The sequence below is a fragment of the Prevotella sp. P6B4 genome, from assembly GCF_000619985.1.
In the GTDB taxonomy this organism is placed as follows: domain Bacteria; phylum Bacteroidota; class Bacteroidia; order Bacteroidales; family Bacteroidaceae; genus Prevotella.
In genome coordinates this window covers 1-17,405 of the sequence record NZ_JHVE01000031.1, presented here as the reverse complement: position 1 = coordinate 17,405, position 17,405 = coordinate 1, and the positions used below count along the sequence as shown (strand labels likewise).

The 17,405-nt window shown below is 46.6% G+C and carries 12 protein-coding genes and 5 tRNA genes; all 17 read left to right on the top strand.

Going from position 1 to position 17,405, the window contains the following annotated elements:
• Position 1: 1 nt before the first annotated feature.
• The 17 genes from T491_RS0114750 to T491_RS0114670 all read left to right on the top strand — a co-directional run bounded on the left by T491_RS0114750 (position 2) and on the right by T491_RS0114670 (position 17,288).
• Positions 2–75 (top strand) — tRNA-Asp (locus T491_RS0114750).
• A gap of 150 nt (positions 76–225) precedes the next feature.
• Positions 226–2,070 carry a glutamine--fructose-6-phosphate transaminase (isomerizing) gene (gene glmS, locus T491_RS0114745; RefSeq protein ID WP_028904564.1) on the top strand — a complete coding sequence of 615 codons (1,845 nt, stop codon included), beginning with the start codon at positions 226–228 and terminating at the stop codon, positions 2,068–2,070.
• A gap of 76 nt (positions 2,071–2,146) precedes the next feature.
• Complete coding sequence (gene carA / locus T491_RS0114740) at positions 2,147–3,220, top strand: glutamine-hydrolyzing carbamoyl-phosphate synthase small subunit (RefSeq protein ID WP_028904563.1); 1,074 nt, start codon at positions 2,147–2,149, stop codon at positions 3,218–3,220.
• Positions 3,217–6,444 (top strand): carbamoyl-phosphate synthase (glutamine-hydrolyzing) large subunit, encoded by a 3,228-nt coding sequence (gene carB, locus T491_RS0114735; RefSeq protein WP_028904562.1) that lies wholly within the window; start codon positions 3,217–3,219, stop codon positions 6,442–6,444. Before carA ends, carB begins: the two co-directional genes overlap by 4 nt.
• Before the next feature lie 122 nt (positions 6,445–6,566).
• On the top strand, positions 6,567–7,709 hold the full coding sequence (locus T491_RS0114730) for a hybrid sensor histidine kinase/response regulator (RefSeq protein WP_028904561.1): 1,143 nt from the start codon (positions 6,567–6,569) through the stop codon (positions 7,707–7,709).
• Positions 7,710–8,831, top strand: coding sequence for a carboxynorspermidine decarboxylase (gene nspC / locus T491_RS0114725; RefSeq protein ID WP_028904560.1), 1,122 nt, complete (start codon positions 7,710–7,712; stop codon positions 8,829–8,831).
• A gap of 134 nt (positions 8,832–8,965) precedes the next feature.
• Positions 8,966–9,038, top strand: a tRNA-Gly gene (locus T491_RS0114720).
• A 51-nt stretch (positions 9,039–9,089) separates the two neighbouring features.
• Positions 9,090–9,171 (top strand) — tRNA-Leu (locus T491_RS0114715).
• Positions 9,172–9,194: 23 nt separating this feature from the next.
• Positions 9,195–9,281: transfer RNA gene (locus tag T491_RS0114710), tRNA-Leu, on the top strand.
• Between the two features lie 18 nt (positions 9,282–9,299).
• Positions 9,300–9,372: transfer RNA gene (locus T491_RS0114705), tRNA-Gly, on the top strand.
• A gap of 51 nt (positions 9,373–9,423) precedes the next feature.
• The gene (locus T491_RS0114700) at positions 9,424–9,966 is read left to right on the top strand and encodes a hypothetical protein (RefSeq protein WP_028904559.1); all 543 of its coding nucleotides are present in this window, start codon (positions 9,424–9,426) and stop codon (positions 9,964–9,966) included.
• 24 nt (positions 9,967–9,990) lie between these two features.
• Positions 9,991–10,353 carry a single-stranded DNA-binding protein gene (locus T491_RS16725; RefSeq protein WP_033147893.1) on the top strand — a complete coding sequence of 121 codons (363 nt, stop codon included), beginning with the start codon at positions 9,991–9,993 and terminating at the stop codon, positions 10,351–10,353.
• Positions 10,325–11,638 (top strand): gliding motility-associated protein GldE, encoded by a 1,314-nt coding sequence (gene gldE / locus T491_RS0114690; protein ID WP_028904558.1) that lies wholly within the window; start codon positions 10,325–10,327, stop codon positions 11,636–11,638. Before T491_RS16725 ends, gldE begins: the two co-directional genes overlap by 29 nt.
• A gap of 16 nt (positions 11,639–11,654) precedes the next feature.
• Positions 11,655–13,244, top strand: a complete 1,590-nt coding sequence (locus tag T491_RS0114685) for an NAD(P)/FAD-dependent oxidoreductase (RefSeq protein ID WP_028904557.1) — start codon at positions 11,655–11,657, stop codon at positions 13,242–13,244.
• A 96-nt stretch (positions 13,245–13,340) separates the two neighbouring features.
• The gene (locus tag T491_RS0114680) at positions 13,341–13,961 is read left to right on the top strand and encodes an AAA family ATPase (protein ID WP_028904556.1); all 621 of its coding nucleotides are present in this window, start codon (positions 13,341–13,343) and stop codon (positions 13,959–13,961) included.
• Positions 13,962–14,052: 91 nt separating this feature from the next.
• Positions 14,053–16,515 (top strand): phenylalanine--tRNA ligase subunit beta, encoded by a 2,463-nt coding sequence (pheT, locus tag T491_RS0114675; protein ID WP_028904555.1) that lies wholly within the window; start codon positions 14,053–14,055, stop codon positions 16,513–16,515.
• 35 nt (positions 16,516–16,550) lie between these two features.
• Entirely contained in the window at positions 16,551–17,288 is a 738-nt protein-coding gene (locus tag T491_RS0114670) for a YebC/PmpR family DNA-binding transcriptional regulator (RefSeq protein ID WP_013065643.1), read from the top strand.
• The last annotated feature ends 117 nt before the right edge of the window (positions 17,289–17,405 follow it).

Sequence of the window (17,405 nt, the reverse complement as noted above, 5' to 3'; positions counted from 1 at the left end):
TGGTGCGTTAGTTCAGTAGGTTAGAATGCCTGCCTGTCACGCAGGAGGTCACGAGTTCGAATCTCGTACGCACCGCAAGAATCCATCATGATGCGAATCATGGTGGATTTTTGTTTTATGTAACTTTTTCGAAAGTTTTTTTAGCAAAACGTTTGTCGATTCAGATTTTTATTGTAATTTTGCAGCCGAAAATACAATAAAGACGACAAAAAGACAAATTATAGTATGTGCGGAATCGTAGGATACATCGGGAATAAAGAAGCTTTCCCCATACTGATTAAAGGCTTGCGCCGATTAGAATATCGTGGTTACGATAGCGCTGGCGTAGCTCTTATCAATAGCGATGGTGACTTGAATGTTTACAAGTCGAAAGGTAAAGTCGACAATCTTTGTGAGTATTGCAATGACAAAAATACAACCGGAACTGTAGGTATTGCTCATACGCGTTGGGCTACTCATGGCGAACCATCTTCGCGTAATGCCCATCCACACTATTCTGAAAGTAAGAACCTGGCCATCATCCATAACGGTATTATTGAGAACTATGCCGAGCTGAAGGGGAAACTGCAGCAGAAAGGCGTACACTTCGTTTCGGATACCGATACTGAGGTGCTGGTACAGTTGATAGAATATATTAAGGAACATAAGAATCTCGACCTGCTTACTGCTGTTCAGATAGCACTCTATCAGGTAATTGGTGCTTACGCCATCGCTGTACTCGATAAGCGTGATGCCGACCAGATTATCTGCGCTCGTAAACAGAGTCCGCTGGTAGTCGGTATCGGAAAAGATGAGTTCTTCCTCGGTTCGGATGCCAGTCCTATCGTGGAATATACTGATAAGGTGGTTTATCTCGAGGATGGTAACATTGCCGTGATTCGTCGTGGTCAGGATCTGCACGTGGTCAATATCCAAGGTGAAGATCAGAATCTGGCTGTTAAAACGGTAGATATCGACCTCGGTCAGATAGAGAAGGGTGGTTATCCGCACTTCATGCTGAAGGAGATTTTTGAGCAGCCAGAGTGTCTGACTAACTGTATGCGTGGTCGTGTGAATGTAGAAGCAGACCATGTAACATTGTCGGCGCTTATCGACTATCGCCGTGAGTTGCTTAGCGCAAAGCGTGTGGTTATCGTGGCTTGCGGAACTTCATGGCATGCCGGACTGATCGGCAAACAGATTATTGAGACACTCTGTCGTATCCCCGTAGAAGTGGAGTACGCTTCAGAGTTCCGTTATCGTAATCCTGTAGTAGGTAAGGGTGATGTGGTGATAGCTATCTCTCAGAGTGGCGAGACTGCCGATACGTTGGCTGCTGTTCAGCTGGCCAAGGAAAAGGGTGCCTTTATCTATGGTATCTGTAACGCCATCGGTTCTTCTATTCCTCGTGCTACTGATACTGGTACTTACATCCATGTGGGTCCTGAGATCGGTGTGGCTTCTACCAAGGCATTCACTGGTCAGGTGACCGTGCTCACAATGATTGCACTGGCCATGGGTGAAGCAAAGGGAACCATCGATCGCAATGAGTATCTGAAGATAGTAAAGGGACTGAGCGAGATCCCGACGAAGATCCGCGAGGTGCTGCAGACAAACGAGAAGGTGGCCGATTTGGCACGCACCTTTACATACGCGCACAATTTCCTCTATTTAGGACGTGGCTTCTCTTACCCCGTTGCTCTTGAGGGTGCGCTGAAACTGAAGGAGATTTCTTACATCCACGCCGAAGGATATCCTGCGGCCGAGATGAAACACGGACCTATCGCACTGATTGACTCAGACATGCCTGTTGTTGTCATCGCTACCCACAATGCGATGTACGAGAAGGTGCTGTCGAACATTCAGGAGATTAAGGCGCGTCAGGGTAGGGTTATTGCGCTCGTTTCCAAGGGCGATGACACTATTTCCAAGATTGCCGATGAGGTGATTGAGTTGCCCGACGTGATTGAGTGTCTGGAACCATTGGTTGCCACGATTCCTCTGCAGTTGTTGGCTTATCACGTTGCTGTTTGCAAAGGCAAGAACGTTGACCAGCCGAGAAACTTAGCCAAATCCGTTACTGTTGAATAAATTTAGGGCGATTCGTTTTTTAAACGTTTCGCCTTTTTTCTGAAATTAGAGCAAAAAGATATATTAAACGTAGAATATGAGAGATGTAACACTGGTCCTTTCGGACGGAACAAAATTTCACGGCAAGAGCTTCGGTAGCGAGCAGCCTGTAGCTGGTGAGGTGGTATTCAACACGGCGATGATGGGTTACCCTGAGTCGCTGACCGATCCCAGCTATGCCGGACAGTTGATGACCCTGACTTTCCCCTTGGTGGGAAACTATGGTGTGCCCCCATTCAGCGTCGAGGCTAATGGCTTGGCTACCTTCATGGAGAGCGATAAGATTTATGCATCGGCCATCATTGTGAGCGACTACAGTCAGGCTTATTCTCACTGGAATGCCAATGAGAGCCTGGGCGACTGGCTGAAACGCGAGGGCGTGCCCGGCATTACAGGTATTGATACACGTGAGCTTACCAAAGTACTGCGTGAGCATGGTGTAATGATGGGACAGATACTTTTCGACGACGAGCCCGATAACATTCCTACAGCAGAGTATGAGGGTATTAACTGGGTTGACAAGGTATCGTGCAAAGATGTTATCCGCTACAATGAAGGTGCTGGTCGCAAGGTGGTGCTCGTGGATTGTGGTGTGAAGAATAACATCATCCGCTGCCTCATCAATCGCGGTGTCGAGGTGATCCGCGTACCTTGGAATTATGACTATACCAACATGGAATTCGACGGACTTTTCCTGGCTAACGGCCCTGGTGATCCTGATATGTGTGTAGACGCTGTAGAGATCCTGAGAAAGCAGATGTCGGCTTCGCGTAAGCCTATCTGTGGTATCTGTATGGGTAACCAGTTGCTGGCCAAGGCCGGTGGTGCCACTATTTACAAACTGAAGTACGGACACCGTTCGCACAACCAGCCTGTTCGCGAAGTGGGTACCAACCGTTGCTATGTTACCTCTCAGAATCATGGATATGCTGTTGACGCCTCTACACTGGGCAATGACTGGCGCGAGCTTTTCGTCAATATGAACGATGGCTCTAACGAGGGTATTCGTCACCTGTCGCTGCCTTGGTTCTCAAGCCAGTTCCACCCAGAGGCCTGCTCTGGTCCTGTTGATACAGAATTTATGTTTGACCGTTTTATTGAGACATTATGAAAGATAATAGTATAAAGAAGGTATTGTTGCTGGGTAGCGGCGCATTGAAGATCGGCGAGGCCGGTGAGTTCGACTATAGTGGTTCACAGGCCCTGAAAGCCTTGCGCGAAGAAGGGGTGAAAACGGTCTTGATTAATCCGAATATCGCTACCGTTCAGACATCTGAGGGTGTGGCCGATGAGATTTACTATCTGCCTGTTCAGCCCTATTTCGTAGAGCGTGTCATCGAGAAGGAGCGTCCTGACGGCATCTTGCTGGCATTCGGTGGTCAGACGGCTTTGAACTGCGGCGTGGAGCTCTATCAGAGTGGCGTGCTGGAGAAATACGGCGTGAAGGTGCTGGGTACACCGGTGCAGGCCATCATGGATACAGAAGACCGCGAACTCTTCGTTAAGAAACTCGACGAGATCGGTGTGAAGACCATCAAGAGCGAGGCTTGCTCGGATATCGAGAGCGCACGTCAGGCAGCTAAGACTCTGGGCTATCCTGTTATTCTGCGTGCGGCTTACGCTCTCGGCGGACTGGGATCGGGTTTCTGCGACAACGAGGAAGAACTCGATAAGTTGGCCGAGAAAGCCTTTGCCTTCTCGCCTCAGGTACTGGTAGAGAAGTCGCTGAAAGGTTGGAAAGAGATAGAGTATGAGGTGGTACGCGATAAGTATGACAACTGTATCACCGTATGTAATATGGAGAACTTCGACCCTCTGGGCATTCATACCGGCGAGTCGATTGTGATTGCGCCTTCACAGACGCTTACTAACTCTGAATATCACAAACTCCGCGCACTGGCCATTAAGATTATCCGTCATATCGGTATCGTTGGTGAGTGTAATGTGCAGTACGCTTTCGACCCACAGTCGGAAGACTATCGCGTGATTGAGGTGAACGCCCGTTTGAGCCGTTCATCGGCATTGGCATCAAAGGCCACCGGTTATCCCTTGGCTTTCGTTGCTGCCAAGCTGGGTATGGGCTATGGCTTGTTTGAGCTGAAGAACTCGGTAACCAAGACTACCAGCGCCTTCTTTGAGCCTGCACTCGACTATGTGGTATGTAAGATTCCACGCTGGGACCTCTCGAAGTTCCACGGTGTTGACAAGGAGCTCGGCTCTTCGATGAAGTCGGTGGGCGAGGTGATGGCCATAGGTCGTAACTTTGAGGAGGCTATCCAGAAAGGCTTGCGTATGATCGGACAGGGTATGCATGGTTTCGTAGAGAACAAGGAATTGAAGATTAACGATATCGATGCTGCGCTGCGTGAGCCAACAGATAAGCGTATCTTCGTTATCTCGAAGGCCATGCATGATAAGCTTTACGACATCGACCGCATTCATGAGTTGACCAAGATTGATAAGTGGTTCCTGCAGAAGCTGAAGCATATCATAGATATTGACGAGAAGTTGAAGAAACAGAATATCAATACGCTTGAGAAAGACCTGTTGCGCGAGGCGAAGGTATACGGCTTTACCGATTTCCAGATTGCCCGTGCTATCGGATTAGAGGGCGAGACTCGTAATATGCACGAGGCACTGCTGCTGGTGCGTAACCGTCGTAAGCAGTTCGGTATCCTGCCTGTAGTCAAGCAGATTGACACCTTGGCTGCCGAGTATCCTGCACAGACCAACTATCTGTACGTGACTTACAGTGGCGTTGCCAGTGATATCCAGTTCGAGGCCGACAAGAAGAGCATCATCGTGCTTGGCTCTGGTGCCTATCGTATCGGTTCTTCGGTAGAGTTCGACTGGTGTGGCGTGCAGGCGCTGAACACCATCCGTAAGGAAGGCTGGCGCTCGGTGATGATCAACTATAACCCGGAGACTGTGTCGACAGACTATGATATGTGTGATCGTCTGTACTTTGATGAACTCACCTTTGAGCGCGTGCTCGATATCATCGATATGGAACAGCCTTACGGTGTGATTGTTTCGACAGGTGGACAGATTCCTAACAATCTGGCTGTATATCTCGACGAACAGCACGTAAACATCCTTGGTACTCAGGCTGTTGATATTGATGGTGCAGAGGATCGTGCTAAGTTCTCACAGATGCTCAATGAGATAGGCGTAAACCAGCCTGAATGGAGCGCACTCACATCGATGGAGGATATCGACCGCTTTGTGGACCGTGTAGGATTCCCTGTACTGGTGCGTCCCTCGTATGTGCTCTCGGGTGCTGCTATGAATGTCTGCTCGAACAAGGAAGAACTTGAGAAGTTCCTGCAGTTGGCAGCCAATGTGTCGGAAGATCATCCTGTGGTTGTTTCAAAGTTCATTGAGAATGCCAAGGAAATTGAAATGGATGCTGTAGCTAAGGATGGTGAAATTCTGGCATATGCCATCAGTGAGCATATCGAGTTCGCCGGCGTGCATTCTGGAGATGCCACCATCCAGTTCCCCCCACAGAAACTGTATGTAGAGACCGTTCGTCGTATCAAGCGCATCTCGCGTCAGATTGCAAAGGCTTTACATATCAATGGTCCGTTCAACATCCAGTATATGGCCCGCGAGAACGACATTCTTGTTATCGAGTGTAATCTGCGCGCTTCGCGTTCGTTCCCATTTGTTAGCAAGGTGCTAAAGCTGAACCTTATTGATCTGGCCACCAAGGTGATGCTTGGTCTGCCAGTTGAGAAGCCCGCCAAGAACCTGTTCGATTTGGACTATGTCGGCATCAAGGCATCGCAGTTCAGCTTTAATCGTCTGCAGAAGGCCGACCCTGTGCTTGGTGTTGATATGGCATCGACTGGTGAAGTTGGTTGTATTGGCGATAATACCGACACTGCACTGCTCAAGGCCATGCTTAGTGTGGGGCACCGTATCCCCAAGAAGACGGTGCTGCTCTCTACGGGTTCGGCTAAGCAGAAGGCTGAGATGCTCGACGCTGCCCGTCAGCTGGTCGACAATGGCTATGAACTCTATGCTACAGGCGGTACTTCTAAGTATCTGACCGACAACGGTGTACAGAATACCATGGTGTATTGGCCCTCAGAGGATGCACAGCCACAGGCCCTCGATCTGCTCCACGAGCACAAGATTGATATGGTAGTCAATATTCCAAAGGACTTGACCAGCCATGAGTTGACCAACGGTTATAAGATTCGCCGTGCGGCCATCGACCTCAATGTGCCTCTGATTACCAATTCACGTTTGGCTAGTGCGTTCATTCACGCATTCTGTACCATAAAATTAAATGAAATTGGTATCAAATCGTGGGCTGAATATCGCTAAGATAAGAGGGTAAAAGCCCTTTTATGACCCTAAAATGCAAAAAAATGGTGTAATAATTTGGTAGTTTCAAATTATTGCACTATTTTTGCAAAGTCATTGTATTAAATAATTGACTCTATAGAATGGATGTAGCAGATACTCTTGAATCTAAAATAAACCGCAGTGAGTATAAAATACTCATTGTTGACGATGTAGTAAGTAATGTCCTTTTGTTGAAGATATTGCTTACCAATGAGAAATTCCAAGTATGTACCGCTAACAACGGCACCACTTGTATTGAGCAGGCAAGAAGTCAGAAACCTGATTTGATTCTGCTCGATGTCATGATGCCTGACATTAGTGGGTTCGATGCTGCCATCATTCTGAAGAAGGACGAAGCTACTAAGGATATCCCCATCATCTTCCTAACTGCACTCAATACACCGCAGGATCTGGTACGTGGATTCCAGGTTGGTGCCAGTGACTTCCTGACCAAGCCTTTTAATAAGGAGGAGTTGGTGATGCGTGTGATGCAGCAGATTTCATTGGTGGCTGCCAAGCGTATCATTGAACAGCAGAATACCGATTTGCGTGCTACACTCGCCAATCGCGATAAGATGTACTCAGTTATTGCCCACGATCTTCGTTCACCCATGGCCAGCATCCGTATGGTGCTCAATCTGGTGGTTGCATCAACATCGCCTGAGACTGTAGGCCCTGAACTGTATGAGTTGTTGGATAAGGCAAATCGGGAATCGGAGGATGTACACGATCTGCTTGACAACTTGTTGAAGTGGACCAAGAGTCAGACTGGGCGTCTGAATGTGGTTATTCAGGATCTCGATCTGAATGATATTATTCCTGGTGTTGTTGAAATCTTCGAGATGATTGCGCAGACCAAGCAGATTAAGTTGAACCTGTTGCCGTCGAGCGATAGCCTTATTGTTACTGCCGACAACGACATGCTGAAGACGGTAATGCGTAATTTCCTGTCGAATGCTATCAAGTTCTCGCCAGAGAATTCGACCATCGATATCAAGATGAATTCTGATGGAGATTTTGCAAGAATCAGCGTCACCGACCATGGTGTTGGTATAGCTGCCGATCGTATCGGTTCTATTTTTAAGAAAGGTGATACTACCTACGGAACCGGCGGTGAGGAAGGCTCTGGACTCGGCTTGCAGTTGTGTCAGGACTTCGCCAGAAAGAACGGAGGAGATTGTTATGTAGAGTCCATTGAGGGACAAGGTAGTACTTTTAGCTTTACAGTTCCATTAAAGAAATAAATGAATACACCTATTTATATTATAGAAGAAACAAAGCTTCGCCGTAACCTCAGTCTGATTGCTGAAGTTGCGGCGAAAGCCGATATTGAAGTGATACTTGCTTTCAAAGCTTTTGCCCTTTGGAAGACGTTCCCAATTTTCCGTGAGTATATCCACAGCACTACCGCCAGTTCACTGTCGGAGGCCCGTTTGGCGTTCGAGGAGTTCAAGGCGCCTGCCCATACATACTCACCTGCCTATACAGAAGAGGAATTTCCTGAGATTGTGAAGTGCTCATCCCACATTACCTTCAACTCGCTGTCGCAGTATGAGCGTTTTCACCAGCAGGCCCAGTCAGTATCATTAGGACTGCGTGTTAATCCAGAATATTCGGAGGTTGGTACCTTATTATATAATCCATGCGCACCAGGCACGCGTTTTGGTATTACTGCAGATAAACTGCCCGAGCAGTTGCCTGCCGATATTGAAGGTTTTCACTGCCATTGTCATTGCGAGAGTGGGGCAGATGTGTTCCAGCGTACTCTTGTACATATCGAGGAGAAATTTGCTAAATGGTTCCCTCAGCTTAAATGGATTAATTTTGGTGGTGGGCATCTCATGACCCGTAAAGATTACGATGTGGAACTGCTTATCCAGTTGATGCGCGACTTCAAGAGTCGCTATCCTTGGCTTCAGGTAATCCTTGAGCCTGGTAGTGCGTTTGCCTGGCAAACTGGTCCGCTTGTATCGCATGTAGTTGACCTTGTGGAGGACAAAGGAATCAAAACAGCCATTCTTGACGTCAGCTTCACATGTCATATGCCTGACTGTTTGGAGATGCCTTATATGCCTGAAGTACGTGGCGCAGAGATTGTGGATATTGAAAAAGCTACCGAACCGATGACATATCGTTTGGGCGGTAATAGTTGTTTGAGTGGTGATTTTATGGGTTCATGGGTTTTCAATCACAACCTGAAAATAGGAGAGGAAGTGATTTTCGAGGATATGATTCACTATACAACGGTGAAAACTTGCACTTTTAACGGAATTTCACATCCTGCTATTGGCATGTTGCGTACCAATGGTGATTTAGAGGTTTTGCGCCGTTTTGAGTACGAAGATTACCGGAATCGCATGGATTAAGGCCTGATTTTGTAAAAAAATCGATAAAATGGCACTTTTTTCGAAAAAAAATGCCCGAAAAGTTTGTCAGTTCCAAAAAAAGCATTACCTTTGCACCCGCAATCAAGAGAGATGCCTCTGATAAAGAGAATAACGCGGAAATAGCTCAGTTGGTAGAGCACAACCTTGCCAAGGTTGGGGTCGCGGGTCCGAGTCCCGTTTTCCGCTCACTTGTTGAACAAAAAAGAGTCATTAAGGAATGGCCTTAATGGTAAAAATGCCCAGGTGGCGGAATTGGTAGACGCGCACGTTTCAGGTGCGTGTGCCGCAAGGCGTGCAGGTTCGAGTCCTGTTCTGGGCACTCTTTTTTATTCAGCGTATGTTGGAGAGGTGGCGGAATTGGTAGACGCGCTACTTTGAGGGGGTAGTGTCAATTGCGACGTGGGAGTTCGAGTCTCCTCCTCTTCACCATTTATAATTGACTTTTTTGCGGAAATAGCTCAGTTGGTAGAGCACAACCTTGCCAAGGTTGGGGTCGCGGGTCCGAGTCCCGTTTTCCGCTCTCTTAATAAGGAAAACAACGACAACAACATCTTTACTTTAACAACCAAATATGAATTTATATATTAGATATTTTGATAAGGAGACACTCGTTAAGACTGTTGACGAGGCTATCGATTTTTTAGCATCAATCAATGAGATTGATATGAATCCTCTGTTAGAGGCCGATATCCGCGAATACGCACAGAGCGACGTGTTCTATCCTAAAAGATATAAAGTTCACCCCAGGGTTTATTTCATTATAATTAAGACTGATGCCGAGACCATGCAGGACTTTAAGGACAAGAAAGCCGTACATCCTACTGAGGCCAACGCTCATGCTGCCAAGCAAACACCAGCGCTGGTTCGTTTGCAGGAAGTCAACGAAGGCTGGTATGAGGGTATTGTGGACTTCAAACGTGTACTGATGGTACCAGGTACAGGTAAATTCGAGTATCGTGACACACAATTTGTTGCACGTGTAAAAGCCTTCTCAGGTATGGAGTGTTACGAACGTATTATTGATTATCTGCGTGATCGTGTAGATTCTCGTAGTCAATTTCCGTCGCCTAAGGGGAAGAATTTTAAATTCCGTTTCTTAGGAAAAACTAAATAAGTTGCAACTAAAATCACTACAATTATGAATAAGGTTATGCTTATTGGCAATGTAGGCCAGGATCCTGAAGTTCGTTATGTTGATCAGGGTGTAGCTGTGGCGCGTGTTCGCTTGGCAACCACAGAACGTGGTTATACCCTCCAGAATGGTACCCAGGTTCCCGATCATACAGATTGGCATAACGTTATTCTGTGGCGCCGTTTAGCCGAGATTGTTGAGAAATACGTACATAAGGGCGATAAATTGTATATTGAAGGTCGTATCCGTTACACTACGTACGATGACAAACAGGGTCAGCGTCGTTATGCAACCGAGATATGGGCTGACAACATGGAATTGCTCTCACCAAAATCAGACAATGGACTATCTTCAACAAATCCTGAATGAAGTTACTGTCACAGCTCCAAGTCTTGGGGCTGTGATAGCGATTATTATAGCAGCATTGCTGCTTTTGTTTTCCGGTTTCGCATCCGGTTCAGAAATAGCCTTTTTCTCTTTGTCACCTCATGATATCAATGAACTCGATGAGGAGAGGGATGATGCCGACAAGTACATACTCCAACTCCGCGAGGATTCTGAACGCACTTTGGCAACAATCCTGATTACCAATAATCTGGTAAATGTCACCATTATTATGCTCTGCAATTACTTTTTTGCACATGTCATCGATTTTGGTGCTGCTTATTGGTTGCAGTTCGTTGTTATCACTGTTCTGCTGACCTTCTTGTTGTTGCTATTTGGTGAAATTATGCCGAAGGTCTATGCTGGTCAACGTGCTCTGTTGTTCTGCCGTCGGGTAGCTGGCAGTATCATGGTGCTTCGTAAATTGTTTTATCCACTTTCTTCGGTGTTGATCCGTTCTGGTATCATTGCTGAGAAGGTTGTACAGAAGGAAAATCATGCCCTTAGTGTTGACGACTTGGAACAAGCTCTTGAACTTACTGACGAGAATGAGCTCAAAGAAGAGAAGAATATGCTTGAGGGTATAGTTCGTTTTGGTGATGAGACAGCCAAGGAGGTAATGACAAGCCGTCAGGATGTTGTCGATCTCGATTTTCGTCTGTCCTTCCCAGAGGTGCTCAAGTGTATTGTTGAGAATAATTATTCGCGTATCCCAGTCTACCAAGACACTATAGATAATATTCGTGGTATACTGTATATCAAGGACTTACTACCTCATCTTTCCAAGCCTTCGTCATTTCGTTGGCAATCGCTTATTCGGCCGCCTTACTTCGTTCCGGAGACTAAGAAAATTGACGATTTGTTGCGTGATTTTCAAGAGAATAAGGTTCATATCGCTATTGTTGTCGATGAGTTTGGCGGCACCAGTGGTATTATTACCCTCGAGGATATCCTTGAGGAGATTGTGGGCGAGATTAATGATGAGTACGATGAAGAGGAGAAATTCTACACCCGTATCAACGCCAACACCTATGTGTTTGAAGGCAAAACCCTGTTGAGTGATTTCTACAAGATTCTTGATCTTGACGACGAGACATTTGAAGCAGTGGAGGGTGATGCTGACTCGCTGGCAGGTTTGCTGTTAGAAATCAAAGGTGACTTCCCCGAGCTTCATGAGCGTCTCGATTATGAAAACTTTACATTCGAGGTTACTGAACTCGATGGTCATCGTATCTCTAAAATCAAGGTCGTTATCCACGATCCTTCCTAATCAAATACTAGAAACAATGATTAATGAATATCAGATAAGAGTCAGACCGGAAGTGGCAGCGCAGCAGGATAGGTTAGCAAGCTATCTGAGCGATGAATATGGTATCAGTCCCAATAGTATCAACGGGATTAGGATACTTAAACGTAGTATTGATGCGCGACAACGACAGATTTTTGTCAACCTGAAGGTTCGTGTTTATGTCAACGAGTTGCCGAAGGATGATGAATATGTTCACACTGAATATCCAAACGTTGAAGACCGTCCGCAGGTGATTGTGGTAGGTGCGGGGCCTGGTGGTTTGTTTGCAGCCTTGCGCCTGATAGAATTAGGACTTCGCCCCATTGTACTGGAACGTGGTAAGAATGTTCATGACCGAAAGAAAGACTTGGCCAATATCAGTCGTACACAACTGGTAGATAGTGAGAGTAACTATTGTTTTGGTGAGGGTGGAGCTGGAGCTTATAGTGATGGAAAGTTATATACGCGTTCAAAAAAGCGTGGTAATACGGATAAGATTCTTAATGTGTTTTGTCAGCATGGGGCTTCGACAGCTATTTTGGCTGATGCGCATCCGCATATTGGTACCGACCGTTTGCCAAAGGTGATAGAGGCTATGCGTAATACAATCATCAGGTGTGGTGGCGAAGTGCATTTTCAGACTAAAATGACACGACTGGTGATGGATGATGGTGGTAAAGTGATAGGTGTTGAAGCTATCAGTCAGCATCCAGGTCCTGATACACAACAGCAATATGATGGTCCGGTAATTCTAGCAACAGGTCACTCGGCTCGAGATGTTTATCGCTATCTGGCTGATGCAAAGATTGAGATTGAGGCGAAAGGAATAGCTGTTGGTGTGCGATTAGAGCATCCGAGTCAGCTGATAGACCAGATACAATACCATAGCAAGCAGGGACGTGGTCAATGGTTGCCCGCTGCGGAATATGCAATGGTTACGCAGGTTGATGGTCGTGGCGTATATTCGTTCTGTATGTGTCCTGGTGGTTTTGTAATTCCTGCAGCTACCGATAAGGAACAGATTGTGGTGAATGGTATGAGTCCGGCAAGTCGTGGTACAGCATGGAGTAATAGCGGCATGGTGGTCGAGGTACGTCCCGAGGATATTGAGGGTGATGACTGTCTGGCTATGATGCGATTCCAGGAACAATTGGAGAAGACGTGCTGGCAACAAGGAAATATGAAACAGACGGCACCTGCACAGCGTATGGCAGACTTTGTGAATGGTAAGTTGAGCTATGATTTGCCTAAGTCTTCGTATGCGCCAGGATTGATTTCGAGCCCGTTGCATTTTTGGTTGCCACCAATGATTGGCAAGCGTTTACAACAGGGCTTTAAGACCTTCGGTAAAAACGCACATGGTTTTCTGACTAACGAGGCGGTAATGATTGCGGTAGAAACGCGTACGTCGAGTCCAGTGCGTATTGTTCGTGATCGAGAAACGTTGCAGCATGTTCGTATTCAAGGGCTTTTCCCCTGTGGTGAGGGTGCGGGCTATGCAGGCGGCATTGTGTCGGCAGGTGTTGACGGAGAACGATGTGCGGATGCAGTAGCACAATACCTTGGATACGCGAAAATGAAAGACTGAAAAATGAAAAAATAAAGGAAAAGGTTTGGTAATTCCAAATCTTTTTTTTATTTTTGCAACATCAAAGAGAATCTATTAACTAAAACTTGGAACGATATGAATAGGGAGGAGAAATTTGTAATTACAATCAGTCGTCAGTTCGGTACAGGCGGACATGAGATTGGTGCGGAAATTGCCAGAAGACTGAATGTAAAACTGCTGGATAAGCAGATTTTGAATGAGGTGGCTAAGCGCAACCAAGTAGTAGAAGAAGCCATGGAAAAGATTGAAACACGTAATCCGCTTTGGCGGGATGATTTTACCGATTTCTATCGTAACTACATGGCGAAAGCGGAATACGATGGTGCAGAGCAGGATCAAACCAGTCACGAGTTGTTTGACGCCCAGTGTGCTGCCATTAAACAGATTGCCTCGAAGGAGAGTTGTGTGATTGTTGGCCGATGCGGATTCCATATTTTCGAGAATCATCCCAATTGTCTGAAACTGTTTATTCACTCGAGCGAGGACTGCCGTAAGCGTCGAATTGCTCAAAAGTACGGTCTCGATGTGAGAGATGCGGCTGCGATGGTAGTGGACAATGATTATAGTCGTGAGCTGTACACGAAGACATTTACAGGCAAGGATTGGACCGATGCACGTAACTATGATATCTCGCTTGACGTACGAAAATTCGGCATAAACGGTGCCGTTGACTTCTTAATGAAGTGTATTGAATAGATTTTGCAGGAAAAATTTGTGTATATACCAATTTTTTGCTACCTTTGCATCCTGAAATTTCGAAGATAGTAATTACTAAAGAATTGGTATAATGAATATTTCCTACAAATGGTTGAAGGAATACGTGGATTTCGACCTGACTGCACAGCAGGTTGCTGATGCTTTGACATCAACAGGTCTGGAAGTCGACGCATTAGAAGAAGTACAGAGTATTAAAGGCGGTCTGAAGGGACTCTATGTAGGTAAGGTACTTACCTGTGAGGCTCATCCAAATTCAGATCACTTACATGTGACAACGGTTGATCTGGGTAAGGGAGAGCCATCACAGATTGTTTGTGGTGCACCTAATGTTGCCGCAGGTCAGAAAGTAATCGTGGCAGATTTGGGCTGCGTGCTCTACGATGGTGATCAGGAGTTTGTTATTAAGAAAAGCAAGTTGCGTGGTGTGGAGTCAAATGGAATGATCTGCGCTGAAGATGAGATTGGTATTGGCACCGACCACGCTGGTATTATCGTGCTGCCTGAAGATGCTGTGGTAGGTACGCCTGCTGCAGAATACTACCACCTTGAGAGTGATTGGCTGATTGAGGTAGATATCACTGCCAACCGTGCTGATGGTTTGAGCCACTGGGGAGTTGCGCGCGATCTTTATGCCTGGTTGAAGAGTAATGGCTATGAGACTAAGATGCATCGTCCTGATTGTTCGAAGTTCGTGGTTGATAATCACGACCTGCCTATTGAGGTGAAGATTGAGAATACTGAGGCTTGTAAGCGCTATGCTTGTGTGAGTGTGAAGGATTGCGAAGTCAAGGAGAGTCCTGAGTGGTTAAAGAATAAGTTGAATACCATCGGACTACGTCCCATCAACAATATCGTTGACATTACCAATTATGTGATGATGGCCTATGGGCAGCCCTTGCATACCTTTGATGCTGACATGGTAAAGGGGCATCAGATAGTAGTAAAGACTATGCCCGAGGGCACTCCATTCCAGACTTTGGACGGCGAGGAGCACAAGCTGAGCGACCGCGATCTGGCTATCTGCAATGCCGAGGACCCCATGTGTATTGCCGGCGTTTTCGGTGGTAAGGGTAGCGGTACTTACGAGACTACCAAGAATGTGGTGCTTGAGAGTGCCTATTTCCACCCAACATGGATACGTAAGAGCGCACGCCGCCACGGACTTAGCACAGATGCTAGCTTCCGTTTTGAGCGTGGTGTTGATCCCAATGGCACCATCTACGCCCTGCAGCAGGCCGCTATCCTGTGCAAGGAACTGGCTGGCGGTAAGGTGAGCATGGAGATTGTGGACGTGTATCCCGAGAAGATGGAGAATGCCGTAGTAGATCTCTCATATCAGTATGTTCACGGATTGGTTGGTAAGGAGATCCCAACCGATAAGATCAAGGCCATCTGCGAGAGCCTGGAGATGAAGGTGCTCGAGGAGACTGCTGAGGGCCTGAAGCTGGAGATTCCTGCTTACCGTGTGGACGTTACCCGTCCTTGCGATGTAGTAGAGGATATCCTGCGCATCTACGGATATAATAATGTAGAGATTCCAACCCAGCTGAAGGGTAGCCTGGTAATTAAGGGCGACGAAGACCAGAAGCACAAGCTGGCTAACATTGTTAGCGAGCAGCTTGTAGGCGAGGGCTTTAACGAGATTCTGAACAACTCGCTTACCAAGGGTGCTTACTACGAAGGGCATAATGCCTACGCTGCCGAGAACTGCGTAAAGATTATGAACCCACTGAGTACCGATCTGAATGTGATGCGCCAGACATTGCTGTTTGGTGGTTTGGAGAGCGTACAGCACAATGTGAACCGCAAGCGCGGAAACCTGCGATTCTTTGAGTTCGGTAACGTATATACTTTCGATCCCGAGAAGGCTAACCTCGACGATCCTATGCAGGCTTACAAGGAACAGTATCATGCTGCCCTGTGGCTCACAGGTAAGCGTGTTGAGGGCAGTTGGGCTCATGCTAACGAGGAGAGTAGCTTCTACGAGCTGAGCGCCTACGTTGAGAATATTTTGCGTCGTATCGGTGTTAAGCCCGGTATGATTGTTCGCAAGAAGAGCGAGAACGACATCTTCTCGGCCGGTCTTACTATCGAGAACCGTGGAGGTAAGAAACTCATCGAGATGGGTATTATTACCAAGAAGCTGCTGAAGCTGTTCGGACTGGATGCACCTGTATTCTATGCCGAATTGAACTGGACTGCGTTGATGAAGGTAATTAAGAAGAACGAGGTGCTTTATACCGAGGTACCAAAGTTCCCGGCCGTTAGTCGCGACCTGGCTCTGTTGGTTGACAAGAGTGTAGAGTTTGCCCAGATTGAGCAGATTGCTCGCCAGACCGAGAAGAAGTTGCTGAAGAAGGTTGAACTGTTTGACGTTTATGAGGGTGACAAGCTGCCTGCAGATAAGAAGAGCTACGCCGTGAACTTTATCCTCCAGGACGAGGAGAAAACCATGGGTGACAAGCAGATTGAGGCCATCATGAACAAGCTTATAGCGCAACTCAAAAAGCAGCTGAATGCGGAACTGAGATAAATGGTAAAATGTAAATAGTAAAATAGTAAATTAATATGGGAAGAGCATTTGAATATCGTAAAGCTACAAAGCTGAAGCGATGGGGCCATATGGCCAAGACATTTACAAAGATTGGTAAGCAGATTGCTATCGCCGTAAAGGCAGGCGGTCCAGAGCCCGAGAACAATCCCGCACTGCGTGCTATCATTGCTAACGCAAAGCGCGAGAATATGCCAAAGGATAACATCGAGCGTGCTATCAAGAATGCTATGGGTAAGGACCAGAGCGATTACAAGGAAGTGACTTATGAAGGATACGGACCTCATGGAATCGCAATCTTTGTTGAGACCCTTACCGATAACACAACACGTACTGTGGGTGATGTTCGTTCGGTATTCAACAAATTCAATGGTAATCTGGGAACTCAGGGATCTCTGAGCTTCTTGTTCGATCACAAGTCTGTGTTCACTTTCAAGAAGAAGGATGGACTGGATATGGACGAAATGATTCTCGACCTGATTGACTACGGTGTAGAGGATGAGTATGATGAGGACGAGGAAGAGAACAGCATTACCATCTATGCAGATCCTTCAAGCTTTAGTGCTGTGCAGAAGCATTTGGAGGAGAATGGATTCGAGGTAACAGGTGCTGAGTTCACCCGTATTCCTAACGATCTGAAAGACGTGACTGCCGAGCAGCGCGAGACCATCGATAAGATGGTTGAGAAACTCGAGGACTTCGATGACGTTCAGACCGTTTACACAAACATGAAACCTGAGGAGGTTGCAGAATAAGAAAAGAAAGTCCCTCGCCATGTGAGGTGAACCCCGAAAGTTAGACAAAAAACTTTCGGGGTTTATTATGTTAGAAAGAAAAAGAAAGAAACATGATTACGCAGACCGTCTAAAGTA